The organism is Acidobacteriota bacterium, assembly GCA_040754075.1.
Taxonomy (GTDB): domain Bacteria; phylum Acidobacteriota; class Blastocatellia; order UBA7656; family UBA7656; genus JBFMDH01.
Genome location: JBFMDH010000030.1, coordinates 19,106 through 33,468, shown reverse-complemented (window position 1 = coordinate 33,468; position 14,363 = coordinate 19,106). Strand labels below are relative to the sequence as shown.

15 protein-coding genes are annotated in these 14,363 nt (G+C 47.7%); 8 read left to right on the top strand and 7 right to left on the bottom strand.

Annotated features, from left to right (window positions below; all coding sequences use genetic code 11):
- Positions 1-19: 19 nt before the first annotated feature.
- From AB1757_24745 to AB1757_24735, 3 genes are read right to left on the bottom strand one after another with little or no spacing between them, the layout of a single operon-like run.
- Entirely contained in the window at positions 20-541 is a 522-nt protein-coding gene (locus AB1757_24745) for a TIGR00725 family protein (GenBank protein ID MEW6130267.1), read from the bottom strand.
- Positions 542-556: 15 nt separating this feature from the next.
- Positions 557-1,912 (bottom strand): histidinol phosphatase, encoded by a 1,356-nt coding sequence (locus tag AB1757_24740; GenBank protein ID MEW6130266.1) that lies wholly within the window; start codon positions 1,910-1,912, stop codon positions 557-559.
- Complete coding sequence (locus AB1757_24735) at positions 1,912-3,333, bottom strand: amidohydrolase family protein (GenBank protein ID MEW6130265.1); 1,422 nt, start codon at positions 3,331-3,333, stop codon at positions 1,912-1,914. Before AB1757_24735 ends, AB1757_24740 begins: the two co-directional genes overlap by 1 nt.
- A 99-nt stretch (positions 3,334-3,432) precedes the next feature.
- Between AB1757_24735 and xseA the strand changes: the two genes are divergently transcribed.
- From xseA to dxs, 6 genes are all read left to right on the top strand, one after another.
- Positions 3,433-4,818, top strand: a complete 1,386-nt coding sequence (gene xseA / locus AB1757_24730) for an exodeoxyribonuclease VII large subunit (GenBank protein ID MEW6130264.1) — start codon at positions 3,433-3,435, stop codon at positions 4,816-4,818.
- 82 nt (positions 4,819-4,900) lie between these two features.
- Complete coding sequence (locus tag AB1757_24725) at positions 4,901-5,911, top strand: methyltransferase (protein MEW6130263.1); 1,011 nt, start codon at positions 4,901-4,903, stop codon at positions 5,909-5,911.
- A 111-nt stretch (positions 5,912-6,022) separates the two neighbouring features.
- Positions 6,023-6,271 carry an exodeoxyribonuclease VII small subunit gene (locus tag AB1757_24720; protein ID MEW6130262.1) on the top strand — a complete coding sequence of 83 codons (249 nt, stop codon included), beginning with the start codon at positions 6,023-6,025 and terminating at the stop codon, positions 6,269-6,271.
- 37 nt (positions 6,272-6,308) lie between these two features.
- Positions 6,309-6,854, top strand: a complete 546-nt coding sequence (locus AB1757_24715) for an HNH endonuclease (GenBank protein MEW6130261.1) — start codon at positions 6,309-6,311, stop codon at positions 6,852-6,854.
- A 196-nt stretch (positions 6,855-7,050) separates the two neighbouring features.
- Entirely contained in the window at positions 7,051-7,956 is a 906-nt protein-coding gene (locus AB1757_24710; protein MEW6130260.1) for a polyprenyl synthetase family protein, read from the top strand.
- A gap of 123 nt (positions 7,957-8,079) precedes the next feature.
- Positions 8,080-9,975, top strand: coding sequence for a 1-deoxy-D-xylulose-5-phosphate synthase (gene dxs / locus AB1757_24705; protein MEW6130259.1), 1,896 nt, complete (start codon positions 8,080-8,082; stop codon positions 9,973-9,975).
- 131 nt (positions 9,976-10,106) lie between these two features.
- Here the strand turns inward: dxs and AB1757_24700 are convergent, their stop codons facing one another.
- From AB1757_24700 to AB1757_24685, 4 genes are all read right to left on the bottom strand, one after another.
- Positions 10,107-10,898, bottom strand: coding sequence for an MBL fold metallo-hydrolase (locus tag AB1757_24700; protein MEW6130258.1), 792 nt, complete (start codon positions 10,896-10,898; stop codon positions 10,107-10,109).
- 120 nt (positions 10,899-11,018) lie between these two features.
- On the bottom strand, positions 11,019-11,477 hold the full coding sequence (locus AB1757_24695; protein MEW6130257.1) for a MauE/DoxX family redox-associated membrane protein: 459 nt from the start codon (positions 11,475-11,477) through the stop codon (positions 11,019-11,021).
- Entirely contained in the window at positions 11,467-11,859 is a 393-nt protein-coding gene (locus AB1757_24690; protein MEW6130256.1) for a cupin domain-containing protein, read from the bottom strand. Before AB1757_24690 ends, AB1757_24695 begins: the two co-directional genes overlap by 11 nt.
- 100 nt (positions 11,860-11,959) lie before the next feature.
- Positions 11,960-12,748, bottom strand: a complete 789-nt coding sequence (locus tag AB1757_24685) for an AraC family transcriptional regulator (protein MEW6130255.1) — start codon at positions 12,746-12,748, stop codon at positions 11,960-11,962.
- A gap of 305 nt (positions 12,749-13,053) precedes the next feature.
- On the opposite strand from AB1757_24685, the gene AB1757_24680 reads away from it, so the two are divergent.
- Together AB1757_24680 and AB1757_24675 are read left to right on the top strand one after the other, a co-directional pair.
- Entirely contained in the window at positions 13,054-13,707 is a 654-nt protein-coding gene (locus AB1757_24680) for a metallophosphatase domain-containing protein (GenBank protein ID MEW6130254.1), read from the top strand.
- Positions 13,708-13,760: 53 nt separating this feature from the next.
- The gene (locus AB1757_24675) at positions 13,761-14,300 is read left to right on the top strand and encodes a zinc ribbon domain-containing protein (protein ID MEW6130253.1); all 540 of its coding nucleotides are present in this window, start codon (positions 13,761-13,763) and stop codon (positions 14,298-14,300) included.
- Positions 14,301-14,363 lie beyond the last annotated feature (63 nt).

Here is a 14,363-nt window from a genome sequence, read left to right as displayed (position 1 = left end):
GGATTGCGAATTTATTGATTCAGTTCGCAATCCGCTTTCTCGGTTTTGATTTTACCAACTTCTTACAAATCAGTTTGAGCGCCTCATCTGCTTCGCTCACAAAAAACAACTCCCTGTAATTTAATCGCTCGAAAAATTTTCGACTCACTGCATCTGCATTCATCACAATCACCGGTTTGTGATTTTTAATTGCCAGGGCGATTTCCGAAATCGTTCCTGCGCCGCGCGCCCCGCAAGCCACCACGACATCGCTTGACAGCACATTGATATTGTTGCGCGCCTGCCCAATGTCTGTGATGATGGCGACATCGACATATTTCGAGATTTCAGATTTTCGGTCAGGCAGAATGCCAATGGTTAAACTGCCTGCGATAGATTTTGCGCCGCGACTGGCTGCGTGCATCACCCCGGCGTTGCGACCTCCGGTGAGTAACACCCATCCTTGTCTGGCAATCAACTCACCCAAGCGGAAAGCCATCTGCAACTCTTCTCTGCTGGCGTCTTCGCCTGCGCCCATCACCCCGACAATAAAATTACGCATAAGGGTTCACCAAGGTTATCTGACATAAATCGGGTTGCTATAAATCCACGGTCGCGCTTCCCCATCAAACGTCAACCACGCTTCGACGCGATAAACGCCCGCTTCTTTTAACGCCAATTCCAGTTTATCGCTTTGTAATGTCTCAATCACTTCGCCATTACGAATCAGTTTTAATGAACAGGTCACAGGCGTTTCAACTCTGAGTTTCAACCGATCAACCAGTTTCACTTCGTCGCCCATCACGGCGACTCGTTTACCCCTGGCTTCGGCAATAAACGCAAAGCCTGTCGCCTCGCATAACCAGTTGTGCGCAACATAAGCGTGCCCCTGTTGCAGGGCTTCGCGCACCGACGGCTCATCCAACCGATTGGTGAGAATATGCGTGTTCACATAATTCAAACTGCGGTCGTAAATGTCGAGGTCAAGTTTGGCAATCAGTTCACCGGCTTTTCTGCCGCGTGTGAGTTCGCTGATGCCAGGCGCTTGCTCTTTGGTGATTTTGCGGGTTTCCCGACGCGAACCGATGTAACCGATTTCAACGGTGTTTTCATCGAGGCAGGTCACGGTAAAAATCTGATTGTGATGACAATCATTGGCTGCAACACCGGTGACGCGATGTTGCAACAAGTCTTTATCCCATTTCGCAATCGTTCCTGCGAGATAATCCTGTTGCGCGCCGAAAACTTCTTCGGGAAATTCATTGAGGGCAGTTTGAAAATCATTCAAGCGTTGGGCATCCGTAAGCGTCGCCATCAACCACAAGTAAAACGTATTTTCATCTTTTATATCCGAGTGATGATTGTAAATCTCTATGCCATCGAGTTGGCTGGTATCCCAATCCGGTCGTTCTTCAACGTGCGATAAAAAAATATTGCCACCGGGTGCTTTTATCATACGAATGTATTCGTCGCGGGTTTTCCTGGGTTGATTTTTGATCGAAGCTTGCGGATAAACCAGAAAACCTTCGTGTTCGGCTCCCGGTATAAACAACACGCCATCGCGCAAGCCGCGCCAACTGTCATTAATGAAATCACGTTCGGGTCGAACATGGTCTGTGAGCATAATGATTTTCACACCCGCGCGTTTTGCGGCTTCCAGAAGCTCAGGACGTGTGCCACCGGTGTGCGATGAATCTTCGGCGTGCGCGTGCATAATCGCGCGATAATCCGTAAGCCCGGTTTTGAGTTTTACCGGATGACGCGCTTGGCGGTAACGCAAACGGTCAGCGTGGACAGATTGCAATCGCTCGATTTTCAGGCGCTCGGTGCTTGAATATTTCCTACCCACACCGAGCGGTTTTTGCCCGAAAACATTGAGCGAAATTGCAACCAAACTGAGAGCAACTAATCCGAGAGTAATTTGCTTTTGCATTATTTTTTAATCGCGCTTTCCCGGTCTTTACTGGCTGCCACTTCCACGTCATTCAATATTTTCTGCAAAGCCGGTTTATCTAAATATTTTCCGCCAAGCATCACCCCGGCAATCTTTTTAATATTGCCGATATTTTCCAAGGGGTTGGCTTCAAGCAAAACCACATCGGCAAGCTTTCCGACTTCAATGGCGCCAAGGGTTTTCTCCATACCAAAAAATTCCGCAGGGTTGCGCGTCGCGCTCTGCAATGCCTCCATCGGTGTGAGTCCAATATCACTCACCAGCAATTCCAATTCTTCCGCCAAACTGAAACCGGGATAAACCAGAGGTGAACCGGTATCGGTTCCCGCCATCATTCGCACCCCGGCTTTATGCAGCTCGCGAAAATGTTGTTGGTAAGCTTGCATCACTTTTGTCCAATCCGTTGCGGATTCAAATTTTTTGATTTTGACCTGGGTATCCCATAAATCCAGCAAACTGGCAGACAGATATTTTCGCCGCGCATCAATTTTATTCTCACGGTCGTTGATCACCGCAACCACATCTTTATCGGGTATGAGCCGCACACTTTTCATGGTAATCCAGGTTGGCACCACCCACGTTTGGTTTTTCACCAATCGCTCATAAGTCTGTTGACGTTCTTCGTCCGTGAGTTTCATTAAGGCATCCATGCCGTGCTCGATGCTTTTCTGTCCGGCATCCGAGGCTTCGATTAAAGTCACGCCGGTCGGCGCGTGCCCGACAAACATCAAGCCCGCGCTTTTGGCTTCCGTTGCCATTGCCAGGTAGGCTTCGCGTGAAATGTTGGTGCGAAACTTGATGAAATCCACGCCATCTTTGACCAATTTCTGAATCGCCTGTTTCGATTGTTCGGGATTGGCGACACCCATTCGACCTTTGAGGATGGCTGGGTTATTCGGTTTGTTGATAAACGCGCCGATGCGTCTAAGCATATTTAAAAAATTGGCGCTTTCGATAATCGAACCGGCGGTTTTAATCTGTGGGCTTAATATTTCACCATTGGCGCTGGCTGCTTTCCAGGATTTCAAAACCTCCCAGTCGCCGCCCATATCGCGCACGCTGGTGACACCGTTGGCGATAAACAGTGGAAGCGAAAAATCTTTACTCAATGTCAGATGGGTGTGCATATCCCAGAGACCGGGAATCAGAAATTTGCCCTTGGCTTCGATTTTCTGCGTGCCTTTCGGCAATTTGACTTTGTTGGATTTACCGATGGCGACGATTTTATCTCCGGTTATCAACACCGCCATATCGCTTTGCAAAGGGTTGCCCGTCGCATCAATCACCGAAACGTTGGTAAAGACAATCGAGGGTGGCGGTGTTTTTTTATCCGCTTGTTGCGAATACGTCGCAATCGTAAAAAGTAAAATTAAAACCAGAGGCACAATTATTTTTTTCATATTGGTGATCACTTTTAAGAGTTCAAAACGTTGGTTGGCAAGCATATCACGTCATCACAAACTTTTAAATTTTGTGCGGAAGGAAAGCTTGGGTGTAGAATGCAGCTTAAAATTCTTGCAAGGATTTTCATGTCGCAACAACTCTCTTTTCTCGAACAACTGATGCAGGAGCGCGAACCGCTGACGGTTTCCGAACTCACGGCGCAAATAAAAATCCTGGTCGAGAATCGTTTCGCTGATGTCTGGGTCGAAGGCGAAGTTTCCAATTTCAAACGCCACTCTTCCGGTCACTGGTATTTCTCTTTAAAAGACGAAGGCGCAACCCTCAGATGCGCGAGTTTCCGTATGCAAAACCGTTTAATTCGCTTCACCCCCGAAGACGGGTTGAAGGTTCGGGCGCGCGGTCACTTATCGCTTTATGAAACGCGCGGCGATTATCAAATGATTGTCGAATACCTCGAACCGGTTGGTATGGGGGCGCTGCAACTGGCATTCGAGCAACTCAAACGACGACTCGCCGCCGATGGACTTTTCGATATTGAACACAAGCGCGAAATCCCCGCTTTGCCGCGTTGCATAGGGGTTGTGACTTCGCCGACCGGCGCGGCGCTACGCGATATTTTGCGGGTGTTAAAACGCCGCAATGAAAGCGTCAATGTGCTGATTGCCCCGGCGCGTGTGCAGGGCGAAGGCGCGGCAAAGGAGATTGCCCGCGCGATTGAAAATTTAAACGCCCAGGACGATGTTGAAGTGATTATCGTTGGACGCGGCGGCGGTTCAATCGAAGACCTCTGGTGTTTTAACGAAGAGACGGTGGCTCGCGCAATTTATAATTCGCGGGTGCCGGTCATCTCTGCCGTCGGACACGAAACCGATTTTACGATTGCCGATTTCGTCGCTGATTTACGGGTTGCAACGCCTTCGATGGCAGCCGAAGTTGTATCGATGGCGCGCGAAGAGGTGATATTAAGACTCGCGGGACTCGTGCAGGAAATGTACAACGCGATTCGTTATAAACTCGCCGACGCGCAACACGAACTCGCAGACATCGTTTCCAGCCGCGCCTTTTTGGAAATCCCTTCGCGCATTAAAACCTACCGGCAACGTTTCGACGATGCGATTTACGCAATGGAATCGGCGCTCAGAAAACAGATAAGAAATAAACGAGCGGTTCGCGAGCAATTCAACATTCGCGTGCGTGACGCCAACCTCAAACATAAGCTGGCGCGTCAAAGCGGCGAACTGGGCATTCTTTCCACAAGGCTTGCGGCAGCAATCAAAAATCAAACCGACCATCAACGCGAATCGTTTGCCATCACTGTTGGTAAATTGCAGGCACTTTCACCGCTCGCGGTTTTATCGAGGGGCTACGCGATTGCTTTCGATGATGAGAACAAAATCATCAAGCGCGCCATAGATGTGCAAAGCGGCGACGCGGTTCGCATACGCCTTGCCGAAGGCGAAATCGAATGCACAAAAAAATAATTCAAGCGAAAAATCTTCCGCACCGATGAACGACGTACTTCACTCAAGTAAAATCCGATTTTAAATCTGAAAGGAATATTGAATGGACGCAAATCAACCAACCGTTACACCCGAAAAAATTATGCAGGATTTATGGGCGGCGCGAAACACCATGGCGCTCGTCAGTGGCGTTGATCTGGACGTTTTCACGCACATCGCTCAGGGCAAAAATACTTTGAATGATTTAGCCAAAGCCACGAAAGCCAGCAAACGCGGACTTAGTCATTTGCTCGATGCGCTGGTGGGCACCGGTTATTTGAACAAAAAAGGCGATAAATACGGACTCGAACCGGTGTCGGCAGCGTTTCTGATTAAAGGTCAAAATCCATATATGGGCGCGTTCGCTCAGGAGACCAAATTAAATTACGACGCCTGGGGACAACTGACCGAAGTCGTCAAGACCGGTCGCCCGATAGTCGCAGTTGACCAGGAACAAGCCGGGCGCGATTTCTTTCCGAGACTGGTTGCAGCAATTTTCCCGATGAGTTTCGGCGGCGCAAGCGCAGTTGCCGCAAGCCTTCCTGAAAAGAAGCGCAAACAGATTAAAGAGATTTTAGATGTCGCGGCAGGTTCGGCTGCGTGGTCGCTCGCTTTTGCGCAAGCGATCCCCGATGCCCGTGTCACCGTTCTGGATTACCCGGAAGTCACGCCGATTGCGCGGCAATTCGTTGACTCATTCGGATTGAACGACCGTTACACTTACATTGATGGCAATCTGCGCGAAATCAATTTCGGGCGCAACAAATATGACCTGATCCTGCTCGGTCATATCATCCATTCGGAAGGCGAAAAGTGGGGCAAAAAGTTAATCAAGAAATGCGCCGCAGCACTAAAAGAAGGCGGCATTTTGTTGATTGCCGAAATGGTTCCCAATGACACCCGCACCGGTCCCGCGATGCCGCTGGTCTTCGGACTGAATATGCTGATTCATACCAAAGAAGGCAGCGTGTTTACCATGAAAGAGTACAAAGTGTGGCTCAAGGAAGCCGGGTTCAAACGCATCTGGACGGTTGACGCGCCCGCGCCTTCGCCCATAATCTTGGCGTCGAAGTAAAACAGTCCGTAGTCCGTAGCCCGTAGTCAGTCGTTTTCTGAATCTGATTCATTTCAATAAGCGAAGCAGTTGACTTAAAGCTACGGACCACGGACTACGGACTACGGACTAATGACAAAAAAAACATTTGAATCATCGCTCAAGGAATTAGAGAAAATCGTTGAACAACTTGAAGGCGGCGATTTGCCTCTGGAACGGTCGCTTGAATTATTCGAGCAAGGCATCAACCTGTCGCGTGATTGCCAAAAACGATTAGACGAAGCCGAACGCAAAGTCGAATTGCTGTTGAAAGACAGCGACGGGACATTTTCAAGAGTCGATTTTGAAAAAACCCCGGAAGATGAAGAAGAGGTTTTCTAACTTTGATTACCACATTGAATTGGTTTAATCCGATAAAATGAAAAAGCAATCCATAAAAAAACATCTCAAACCTTATTCAATTTACAAAGAACGGAAAACAACAATTAACAATGCTTTTGCGTCTGCACTTGCGCCAAACGATACTTATAACGATAAACTTATAGATGAAGGTTTGAGACTAATCGGGCAAAACCCAGACGTTGAGCTGCATTGTATTTATTGTAATTTTAAAGCCGAAACTTGGGATCATCTAATCAGCTTAGTAAAAAATTCAGAACTGCGAGGCTATGGTCATCAAATAGGAAACCTTGTTCCTTGTTGCAAGAGTTGCAATTCAAAAAAAGGAGCAAAAGATTGGGAATCTTTCATTGATAAAAATGTAAAAGAGGAAAATACCAAGGAAGAATTGAAACGACGGTTAAAATTATATCTTCAACGCCATGCTAAACCGGTAGACCTTGAAAAAATCAAAATAGAAATGCCAGAGGAATGGGCACAGTATTTGAAATTGAGAGAACAAATATTTGAATTAATGAATGAAGCCGATATGATTGCAGAAAAAATACGTAGCAATTTATTTTGAAAACTAATTACATTGGAAACTAAATTTCTTGAGGTTCAGAGTAACGCCTTCAGGCGTGAGAGAAGAGCAATTCACGCATAAATGCGTAACTCTGAACGCTAAAGGAATATCAACTAACTTAGTTTCCAATGTACTAATTCAATAGGGATATTAATCTATGTCTGATAGGCAGATTTCATAAGATTTATTTACTGCTATGACAACATTCGCAAGCGAATCACTAACCCAATACTTCACACGTCGAACCGAAGAAGTAAACGCCTGGCTCGATAAATTCTTACCACAGGAATCGGTGCAACCTGATTCCATTCACCGCGCCATGCGTTATTCGATATTTGCGGGCGGCAAACGCCTGCGCCCCATTCTTGTTCTCGCAAGCGGTGAAGCCCTGGGCGCAGCAACCGAAGACCTGATGCCCGCGGCGTGCGCTGTGGAAATGATTCACACCTATTCGCTGATTCACGATGATTTGCCGGCAATGGATAATGATGATTTGCGGCGCGGGCGTCCGACCTGTCACAAAGCTTTCGGTGAAGCAATTGCCATCCTCGCCGGTGACGCTCTGCTTACGCAAGCCTTTCGCACGCTCGCAGCCGACGCCGTGAATCGCGACGCCGAAAAACAGGTGCGGGTGATTCGCGAAATTGCCAATGCCGCAGGAACCATCGAAGCTTTAATCGGCGGACAGGTGGTCGATATCGAAAGCGAAGGCAAAGCGGTTGACGCAGCGACGCTTGAATACATTCACCGCTCAAAAACCGGCGCGATGATTCGCGTCTGTTGCCTGGTTGGCGGCATCATCGCCGGGGCAAATGATGACGAGATGCAGAAAATCATTCGTTACGGCGAGTGCATCGGACTCGCCTTTCAAATTGCCGATGATATTTTGGATGTCACGCAAACCAGTGAACAGTTGGGCAAGACCGCAGGCAAAGACCTCGCCGCCGCTAAAGCGACTTATCCGGCAATTCATGGACTCGACGCTTCACACGCCAAAGCTCGCGAAATGGTTGACGAAGCCGTTACCATCGTTTCATCCCTTGGCGGCGACACCCGCATACTCCAGTCCATCGCCCGCTTCATCATTGAAAGACAATCTTAGAGAGTGACAACTGTCTATCAAACCGCTATATTCTGAATTCAAAATTATGAGCAAACCCAAATTTATCAGGCAGCAACTAAAGGCGTTGCCAAGTCGTCTTTTCTAAAAATAAGGAGCCATAAAATGACTTTATTGAAACAGATCAATGACCCTGCTGATTTACGCAATATTCCGCAATCCAAACTGCAAACTGTCGCCGATGAAATCCGCGATTATATGATTGAAACCTTGTCGAAAATCGGCGGTCACACCGGCGCCAGTCTAGGACCCGTAGAACTCATCCTGGCAATGCATTACGCCTTTGATACGCCAAAAGACAAACTGGTTTTTGACATCGGTCATCAAGCCTACGCCCATAAAATTTTGACCGGTCGCCGCGATCAATTCCCGACCATTCGTCAATATGGCGGCATCAGCGGTTTCCTGCGACGCGAAGAATCGGTTTATGATGTATTCAATGCGGCACACGCGGGAACCTCGATATCTGCGGCGCTCGGCATGGCAGCGGCGCGCGATATTAACGAAGAAGATTTTCATGTGGTTGCGTTTATCGGGGACGCGGGACTCACGGCAGGCATGGCGCTTGAAGGCATCAATCAGGTCGGGCATCTGAAAAAGAAGATGATCATTCTGCTCAATGATAACGAAATGTCGATTGCTCCGAATGTCGGTGCCCTCTCTGGGTATCTTAACCGCATACGCGGCGCGAAACCCTATCACGAACTCAAACACGAAATCGAAGAGTGGGTGAAGATGATTCCGGCGGTCGGCGAAAAGATGCTATCGGTCGGTAAATCATTAAAAGATGCGCTCGCCAGTCAAATCATTCCGGGCGCGCTCTGGGAAGAGTTAGGCTTGCGTTATATGGGACCAATCAACGGGCACGATATTGACGCGATTCTTAAAACCCTCGAAGAAGCCAAGAAAGAAGATGGTCCGGTGTTGATTCACGCGCTCACCGTCAAAGGCAAAGGCTATGCGCCAGCCGAACACGACAAAGCCGCGTGGCACGGCACCTCGGCTTTTGAAATCTCGACCGGAAAATTCATCAAAGACAGCAACCCGGCTCCGACCTATACCAATGTCTTCGCGCAGGCAACCATTGACCTGATGCGCGAAGATGAAAAAATCGTCGCGATTACCGCAGCCATGCCCGATGGCACGGGACTCAGCAAAGTGATGAAAGAATTTCCCGACCGCACGTTCGACACAGCGATTGCCGAACAACATGCGGTGACCTTTGCTGCGGGACTGGCGACAGAAGGCTTGCGCCCGATTGCGGCAATCTATTCGACATTTTTGCAACGCGCCTATGACCAGATTTTTCATGATGTGGTGTTGATGAATCTTGATGTCACGTTTGCTTTAGATAGAGGCGGGGTTGCCGGTGCGGATGGTCCGACGCATCACGGTTTGATGGATTATGGATACCTGAGACATATGCCCGGATTTGTGGTGATGGCTCCAAAAGATGAAAACGAACTCCGGCATATGTTAAAGACGGCGGTCTATTTCAAAGGTCCGGCGTCGCTTCGTTACCCGCGCGGCAATGGACTGGGCGTACCGATGGACGCAGAGATTAACGCCCTTGAAATCGGCAAAGCCGAAATTTTACGCGACGGAACCGATGTGGCAATTTTAGGCATCGGCACGCAGGTCGCGTTTTGTATGAAGGCTGCCGAAAAACTGGCAGCCGATGGTATCAATGCAACGGTGGTCAATGCGCGATTCGTGAAGCCGCTGGATGAAGAACTGATTTTAGCTTTGGCGCAATCGCACGGTTCGCTCGTCACGGTCGAAGACCATTATTTAATGACCGGTTTCGGCAGCGCCGTTCTTGAACTTTTAGAACAACATAAAATGTACGATGTTCGTGTGCTGCGTTTAGGATTTGAAGATAAATTAATCGAACACGGACCGCAAAATGTGCTGCTCGGCAAATACGGATTGGATGGTGAAGGGATTTACAAGAGCGCCAAAGAATTCATGGCGAGCAAATACAGTTTTGCTATGAAATAAATCGCCAATATGCCGGTGAGCGAAATTTTAAATCACTCGAAACACCGCAAATGAGTTGTCGGGTTTCGAGTGATTTAATTGTTTATGCGGCATTGAAAAAATCCTGCAATACAAAATTCTCCGCAGCCTGATTAAACATATCGCGCCAATGAATCTTCCAAAAGCAATTTCGCCTCCGAGCAGATATTTTGCGAGGAATTCCAGGCATAGAGGGTGTCGAATTGCAAAGGTCGCATTCGTTCTTTGATACGGTTTATCTCGTTCAGCGGCAAAGGTATTTTGTTGGGATAGCTGTGCATTACCGCAATATGCTTTTTACTGGGTGAAATGACGAAACTATCGCCACACATAATAACCCCTTCCGCCGATAAAAAGGGGACGTGAAGAATGCAGCTACCGGGAAAATGTCCGCCGATATTGATTATTTTAATATTGTCCCACAATTTGAGTTCCATTCCCGACCATAAATTAATGCGGTTGGTTTTTTGAACAATCCATTGGTCGTCCGATTGATGAATGTATATCGTGCAGTTAAAAACTTCTGCCCAATCACCCATCGTGCTATAAAAATGTGGATGAGAAAAAGCGATGGCTTTTAACCCACCTTTTGAATTGATGAAATCAATGGTTGGTTCGTCAAGCAAGGGTATGCAATCCCACAAAATGTTTCCGCCCGGCGCGACAATCAACAGCGCCCTTTGACCGATGGCAAAGTGCGGCGTCATTTTCATTTCATAAAGATTGTCGGTTAGGTTTTGAGTCATGACCTTGAAATTTTTTGACAGGTCATCGAGCGTAGTCCAGGTTTGTCCGCTTTCGGGAAGATACTGCCGGTCATCGCTGCAAATCGGACAACACTCCGGCGCTTGCTCGAGGTTGGGAAATTGCGTACCACAAGCTGTACAAATTTTTTTCTGATTCATTCGTTCACCTCAATTTTTTTCTTATACTGACTCAAGAAGAAACTTCGCCCTGAGTCGCAGTCACTGATTATTCGTCTTCAGGTAGCCTTTGATGTTCACCGGTTCTTATTTTACCCGTAGTTATTGCCCGTTGATTTCGGCTGCATTGCCGATCATCGCATCTACACTGAAAGCGTTTTTGTGCCACGCGGCGAGCAGGAAAGAACCGGCTGAAGCCGTGTAAACCGAGTAATCGAGCGGTTCTTTAAATCCGAATCCGAGTGTCATTCCGACGGCAAATAACAGCAGTAAAATGCCGCTTAAGAACGCCGTGGTTTTGATGCGAAACCCGATGAGCAGTAAAACCGCAAAAGCCACCTCGGCAATTGTTGCCATCCAGCCGACAACAGGAATGAGGGAAGCAGGCAAAAACGGATTGAGTTTGGCTGTGTAGTCGAGAAAATTCTGAAAATTGCCCCATCCCCTACCGGCTCCCCGCCAACCGAAACGTGAAGCGACCGACGAGAGATAAGCCGCCGCCAAAGCCACCCGCAGATAAATTTTCGCCGTTTCCGCCAGTCTGCGGCTCTCAACTTTCATGACTTTCATCTCCCAGGTCATTCTCGCCGCGCGACTCCAGGATTTTGACCGGCTGTGGAACTTTCAGCAATAAAATGCAGCCGTTTTGCGTACTGACACGGTGTTTATGATTCACTGCCGTGAAAAGATAATCACCGGTTTTCAGTTCGGTTTTGCCAAGTTTGACATCACCCTCAAGGACATAAATTTCTTCGCCGCCTGGATGATTGTGTAAGGGATAGGTCGCCCCGGCTTCAAATCTCAAAAGGATTGTCGGCGAACGTTTGTTTTCTTCATCGAAGAGTAATGATTTTATAAAGACGCCTTTGACCAAATCCTCGTCAAGCGGCATCCACTTTATCTCATTCGTTCTAACAAGCTGGTTGTGACTTGTCTTAATCATTTGTTAATTCTTGCCTCCATCTGATTTTAAATTCCGGTCATCATTCTGGCAGGGCAATGGTTCAACGGGAATAGAGGATTTTGGGAAAAGTATGTAATTTTCAAGTGAACTTTTCTTTGTACATTTTGGGGGAAAGGTTGGTTTGCTTTTTGAAGAAATTTGAGAAGTAAAACGGATCATCGAATCCTAACCGAAAAGCCGTTTCCTTAACCGACAGCTTTTCGTAGGTCAGCAAACGTTTGGCTTCGGAAGCCACCAATCCGTAAATGACACTTTGCGCCGTTCTTCCGGTGTGCAATTTGGAAAGCTCATTGAGTCGTGATTCGGTCGTCGCTAAAATTTTGGCGATTTGGCGGACGGTTAATTTCTTACTGAAATTGGCTCTGATGGTTTCAAGAAATTTTAAAAATAGCGCATCAGGTTTGTAAATTTCGCCCCCCTGTTTGATCTTGGCGCGATTGAGTTCAACCAGTAGCAGTTCGATTCTGCTGTGAATGGTGATCAGGTATTGATAGGGCTTATCTTTTAATTCCCGCTCAATATGTTGAAGTTCTGTGCCTGCCGAATGACCTTTCCCCAGATATATCACTTCATTCATCGCAAAGTGGCAAAACAGACTGTTATGAAAAATCAATTCGATATCGTTATCGTTTTTGCAGAAAAAGTCGTAAGTGAATTCCAGCACATAGCCTTCGGCATTTTGTGTACTCTGCAAATAATGAATTTGCCCGGAGGTAATCGTAATCACCGTATTGGCGGTCAATTCAAAAACCTGTTCATCAACCAGAAGGGTTGCAACACCCGATGAACACCAAATCAAAACGTATTTTCTGATGCGTCGCGGGGCGGTTAAACCCACAGCATTCTTAATGGTTAAAATATCAATCATACTCAACGCGCGACTCCTTTGAATGATCCATCAGGTCATTCATCCTGTAGACCGGATGTGATTAACCCCGTTACAGTAGACCAACCCGATGGTTCGCGATAGGTTAATCATTCCCGTTTGTTGTCTGATTGTCGAGAGCACGTTTTGGCGGTCGCACGGGTGCGATTAAAAGTGGGACTCAGATTTTGCGTTTTCCTTGACCGATTCATCGTACAGCATTGGTCTGACGTGCTTGTCAGCGTAGGGGTAAAGTGATAGAGAGAGTGGGGGCAATGAGATTTCATTCGCTTCCTTAATTAAAAACCATGCGTTTAGTCATCACTTCAGATTGTCACGGCATGCTGGATCGCGTTCAATTGCCCGCTGGCGATATGCTCATCATTGCCGGGGATGTGTTTCGCAATCATTCGGGCAAAGCCGATATTGACGCCTCATTTCAACTCAATGATCTCGCGTCGTTTGATGAATATTGCGCCGAATTGCCGTTCAAAAAAATTTTATTGATTGCCGGAAATCACGACTGGGTTTTTCAAATTTATAAACCGGCTCACACATCACTCAAACATATCATTTATCTGGAAGACAGCGGCGTAGAAATCGCAGGCATAAAATTTTATGGCTCGCCGCACCAACCCTGGTTTTTCGATTGGGCATTTAATGAACCGCGTGGCGGCGCGGCGCTTCGACATTACTGGTCGCTGATTCCCGATGATACGGATGTGTTGATTACTCACGGCCCGCCACTGGGCATTCTTGACCAACCGTTTGGCAGAGGTGAACACGCCGGGTGCGAGCTATTGCTTAAACGTGTTGAAGAGGTAAACCCGCGCGTGCATTGTTTCGGTCACATTCATGGTTCGTATGGCAAAAGGCAAATCGGCGGAACTCTGTTTTTGAATGCTTCGTTATGCAATGAGGCTTATCAGCCGGTAAATGCGCCCCACGTAGTTGATTTATGAATGCGTATCATATAAAACTCTGAGCAAGGGATATTCGATAAACGAGGTCAACCATGTTTTGTCCGAAATGCGGTCGTGAACAAGCAATCAACATGCGCTTCTGTTCAGGTTGCGGGTTTCAACTCGAAGGCACTTCGCAATTGCTCGCTACTGATGGAATGTTGCCGATGGTGCCGAATGTGACGCCGCAGAATTTACCCTTTGCAGAAAAAAAGCCGAAACCGCGCGGCACAAAAATCGGCGTGATTTTAATGTTAATCAGCGCGGTGATTTCGCCAATCTTTCTCGCAGGGGCTATCGCCGCTGATCATCCCGCTCCGTTGATTATTCCATTCACCATGTTTTTAGCCGGATTTGCGACCTTGATTTATTCACTGATATTCAAAGACTCGACGCCGCAACCGTTACCACCTCAACGCAGGCAACCGATGTCGCCAATGCACCCTGTGCGCCCGGTTCCACCGTCGGCTTTGCCACAACCGGAAGCCCATCGCATAGACAATTTTCATAAGCCATTGAACACTTCCGAAATCGTCAATACGCCGAGCATTACCGAAGGCACCACGCAACTCTTCGACAAAGAGCGTCAATAAAAAACATCAGCGGTCTGAGACCGCTGACTCAACCCGGCAGATTGTTTATGACGGAATGAAGGT

Bases quoted from the DNA above. Each gene is read 5' to 3' on its own strand.
- AB1757_24745 (MEW6130267.1), bottom strand. From the start codon at position 541: ATGCGTAATTTTATTGTCGGGGTGATGGGCGCAGGCGAAGACGCCAGC.
- AB1757_24740 (MEW6130266.1), bottom strand. From the start codon at position 1,912: ATGCAAAAGCAAATTACTCTCGGATTAGTTGCTCTCAGTTTGGTTGCA.
- AB1757_24735 (MEW6130265.1), bottom strand. From the start codon at position 3,333: ATGAAAAAAATAATTGTGCCTCTGGTTTTAATTTTACTTTTTACGATT.
- xseA (MEW6130264.1), top strand. From the start codon at position 3,433: ATGCAGCTTAAAATTCTTGCAAGGATTTTCATGTCGCAACAACTCTCT.
- AB1757_24725 (MEW6130263.1), top strand. From the start codon at position 4,901: ATGGACGCAAATCAACCAACCGTTACACCCGAAAAAATTATGCAGGAT.
- AB1757_24720 (MEW6130262.1), top strand. From the start codon at position 6,023: ATGACAAAAAAAACATTTGAATCATCGCTCAAGGAATTAGAGAAAATC.
- AB1757_24715 (MEW6130261.1), top strand. From the start codon at position 6,309: ATGAAAAAGCAATCCATAAAAAAACATCTCAAACCTTATTCAATTTAC.
- AB1757_24710 (MEW6130260.1), top strand. From the start codon at position 7,051: ATGACAACATTCGCAAGCGAATCACTAACCCAATACTTCACACGTCGA.
- dxs (MEW6130259.1), top strand. From the start codon at position 8,080: ATGACTTTATTGAAACAGATCAATGACCCTGCTGATTTACGCAATATT.
- AB1757_24700 (MEW6130258.1), bottom strand. From the start codon at position 10,898: ATGAATCAGAAAAAAATTTGTACAGCTTGTGGTACGCAATTTCCCAAC.
- AB1757_24695 (MEW6130257.1), bottom strand. From the start codon at position 11,477: ATGAAAGTTGAGAGCCGCAGACTGGCGGAAACGGCGAAAATTTATCTG.
- AB1757_24690 (MEW6130256.1), bottom strand. From the start codon at position 11,859: ATGATTAAGACAAGTCACAACCAGCTTGTTAGAACGAATGAGATAAAG.
- AB1757_24685 (MEW6130255.1), bottom strand. From the start codon at position 12,748: ATGATTGATATTTTAACCATTAAGAATGCTGTGGGTTTAACCGCCCCG.
- AB1757_24680 (MEW6130254.1), top strand. From the start codon at position 13,054: ATGCGTTTAGTCATCACTTCAGATTGTCACGGCATGCTGGATCGCGTT.
- AB1757_24675 (MEW6130253.1), top strand. From the start codon at position 13,761: ATGTTTTGTCCGAAATGCGGTCGTGAACAAGCAATCAACATGCGCTTC.